Origin of the sequence: Stutzerimonas degradans (assembly GCF_024448505.1) — a bacterium.
GTDB lineage: Bacteria > Pseudomonadota > Gammaproteobacteria > Pseudomonadales > Pseudomonadaceae > Stutzerimonas > Stutzerimonas degradans.
The window spans coordinates 1-2,973 of record NZ_JAMOHV010000026.1 but is presented as its reverse complement, the minus strand read 5'-3'; the positions used below and the strand labels follow the sequence as shown (position 1 = coordinate 2,973).

The window sequence follows — 2,973 nt, the reverse complement described above, 5'->3', positions numbered from 1 at the left end:
CGCCTCGAAAAGCAGGTTAGGCGATTTAGCGATCACTGGATATGATGCCGCTCTGTTGCGAGGGCTGGAAATGAATAAACTATTGCAGTTGCTGGGGGACGGCCGCTTCCATTCGGGGCAAGAGCTAGGGGATGCTTTGGGCGTCAGCCGCGGCTCTGTTTGGAAAAATATAGGACGGATCGAGGAGGAATACGGTATCGATCTGCACCGCGTTCGGGGGCGCGGTTATCGTTTGGCTGGGCCGCTGTCCTTGTTGGATGGCTTAGCGTTGCAGAATCATTTGCGGTCAACGAAATGGTCGCTATTTCTGTATCCCGAGGTGGACTCGACAAACGCTGAAGCCTTGCGCTTGTTATCTGCCGGCGCGCTGCCGCCATTTGTTGTTCTGGCGGAAGCTCAGAAAGCTGGTCGTGGGCGGCGCGGCCGGAAATGGATTAGTCCAGTCGCCCAGAATCTTTATTACAGCTTGGCCTACAGGATTACGGGGGGCTTTCAGCAGCTCTCAGGGTTGAGTCTGGTTGCGGGGTTGGCAGTTATGATTTCGCTACGCAACCTCGGGGTGCGGCAAATCGGACTCAAATGGCCGAATGATATCTATGCCGGGGGGAAGAAGCTGGCAGGCGTTTTGCTCGAGTTGTCTGGAGATCCTGCGGATGTCTGTTACGTAGTCATCGGCGTTGGTATTAATGTGAATATGGTTTCTACCAAAGAGCAGATCGATCAGCCATGGACGTCACTTCGCACGGAGCTGGGTCATTTGGTTGATCGAAATTCGGTTGCGACCTGCCTTAGCGACACATTACATAGTTATTTGCAGCGTCATACTGATTACGGCTTTGCTTCTATTCAGGAAGAATGGGAGCGCGAGCATATCTGGCAAGGGCGCGACTGTGTGTTAAGCACAGCCTCCCAGCAGGTGTATGGCCGAGTCGTTGGGATAGATGAAATGGGGGGCTTGCGGTTGGAAGTGGGTGGGGTTGAAAAAAGCTTCAACAGCGGTGAGCTGAGCCTGAGGCTCGCCCCATGATTCTCGAGCTCGATTGTGGTAACAGTTTTATCAAGTGGCGCGCCCTACAGGTTGGAACTAATGATTCTTTGTGGGGTGGGGTTGCTGCGTCAGTTTCTGAATTGCTGCAGGGCGTTTCTGCCTGTTCAAAGCAGCTCACCAGAGGGCGCATGGTGAGTGTGCGAAGTGACGCGGAAACCAAACAGCTGTGTAGCAGTCTTGAGAAGGTGTTGGGGATATCGATCTCCTGCGCGCGGCCATCTAGGGAGCTAGGTGGCGTGGTTAATGGGTATGACGATTATGCGCGCCTTGGATTAGATCGCTGGCTGGCAATTGTGGCGGCCTACAGCATAGATGCTCGCGCCGCTCTAGTACTCGATCTGGGGACAGCGGTGACGGCAGACCTTATAAGCGCGAGTGGGGCTCATCTTGGCGGGTACATCGCTCCAGGTATGCCGCTGTTACGTCATCAGCTACAGACACACACTCAGCGCGTTCGGTACGATAGCGTAGAGGCGGTGAGCGCCGCACGAGAGCTTGTCCCCGGGCGCTCAACCGCTGAGGCGGTCGAGCGGGGGTGTCTATTGATGCTTCGGTCTTTCGTGAAGACTCAAATCGAGTATGCCAGATCGACTTTTGGGAATGACGTCTCTTTATTTGCGACTGGGGGGGATGCGGCCCTGATCACTGATATTCCAGTCGTGCGGTATGTTCCTGATCTGGTGTTTCGTGGTTTAGCTGTTGCTTGTCCCTGATCTTCGCGAGGTGCGGATGCGCTGGTTGTTTTTGTTGCTGTTAACTTTAAATATCCTCTACTACGCATTTCAGCTTCAACAGTCGCCGCTGCAGGCCAAGCAGGTTGCTCCGTCGTTATCGTATGGTAGCGAGGCCAGCTCCAGTATCGCGTTGTTGAGTGAGTCGGATCGGTTTCCCAATAAACAATCACAAGCTCTTCCGGAAAAAGATGCTATCTGCCTTTTTTTAGGGGGCTTTAATGATGAAGACACTGTTCGGGCGCTCGAGCAGCGCTTGTTGAGTCTGGATATACGATCGAGTCTCCAGGTGGTGGAATCGACCGTCGGTGTCGATTATTGGGTTTATCTGCCGCCGCTGGCCTCTCGCCAGGCATCGCTTAGGCAGCTGCGAGAATTACAGTCGCGCAATATCGATGCCTATATCATTAGTGTAGGTGACCTCACTAATGGCATATCGCTAGGTATTTTTTCTCGCCAGGATTCAGCGGAGGGGGTGGTGACACGCCTAGGGGGCGCCGGCTACGCGGCGCTTGTCCGTGAGTTGCCGAGAGCGCATCGAACCCAATGGCTTCGTGTGGAGCCCGAGAGTCGTGCGCTGTTGAGTGAGGCCTTGCTCCAGACTCTGGTGGAGCAGATGCCTGCGATGAAGCATGAACAGATGTCTTGTGCAGACGTTGCAAGCTCCCCGCTGTTTGAATAGAATAGCGCGCGCTTTGAGGGTGCCGTGTAGCGGCACTTCTGCAAGCAAGCTGTCAGAAAGCTAACCTCAAGATTTATATGAGAAATTGCTTGACAGTAGGGTGGCAAGAAATGAAAATGCCGCCTCACTTTGGAGGGGTTCCCGAGCGGCCAAAGGGATCAGACTGTAAATCTGACGTCATAGACTTCGAAGGTTCGAATCCTTCCCCCTCCACCAGATTCAAGCGTAAGCCTTGGCTTAAGCGGGTATAGTTTAGTGGTAGAACCTCAGCCTTCCAAGCTGATGATGCGGGTTCGATTCCCGCTACCCGCTCCAGGTTTGAAGTTTGCGCAGTGTTTCGCTCATGTAGCTCAGCTGGTAGAGCACACCCTTGGTAAGGGTGAGGTCAGCGGTTCAAATCCGCTCATGAGCTCCAAATCGACAAAGGCAGATATGAGAATATCTGCCTTTGTTTTAATGGTGGCGTGACTAGCTCAATTCAACGATGGGAGACGGTCTCGATGGCTAAAGAG

Annotated in this window: 3 protein-coding genes and 3 tRNA genes; all 6 read left to right on the top strand. The window is 53.6% G+C overall.

The genetic code is table 11. From position 1 onward, the window contains the following. Window positions 1-70: 70 nt before the first annotated feature. Window positions 71-1,027, top strand: a complete 957-nt coding sequence (birA, locus tag NAV27_RS19095) for a bifunctional biotin--[acetyl-CoA-carboxylase] ligase/biotin operon repressor BirA (protein WP_102829656.1) — start codon at window positions 71-73, stop codon at window positions 1,025-1,027. Beyond that, window positions 1,024-1,761, top strand: coding sequence for a type III pantothenate kinase (locus NAV27_RS19090; protein ID WP_102829657.1), 738 nt, complete (start codon window positions 1,024-1,026; stop codon window positions 1,759-1,761). The genes birA and NAV27_RS19090 overlap by 4 nt, the downstream gene beginning before the upstream one ends. Window positions 1,762-1,777: 16 nt before the next feature. Beyond that, a complete protein-coding gene (locus tag NAV27_RS19085; protein ID WP_102829658.1) occupies window positions 1,778-2,461 on the top strand; it encodes an SPOR domain-containing protein in 684 nt (227 codons plus the stop codon). A 131-nt stretch (window positions 2,462-2,592) separates the two neighbouring features. Then, window positions 2,593-2,677: transfer RNA gene (locus NAV27_RS19080), tRNA-Tyr, on the top strand. Between the two features lie 25 nt (window positions 2,678-2,702). Next, window positions 2,703-2,776: transfer RNA gene (locus tag NAV27_RS19075), tRNA-Gly, on the top strand. Window positions 2,777-2,800: 24 nt separating this feature from the next. After that, window positions 2,801-2,876, top strand: a tRNA-Thr gene (locus tag NAV27_RS19070). Window positions 2,877-2,973 lie beyond the last annotated feature (97 nt).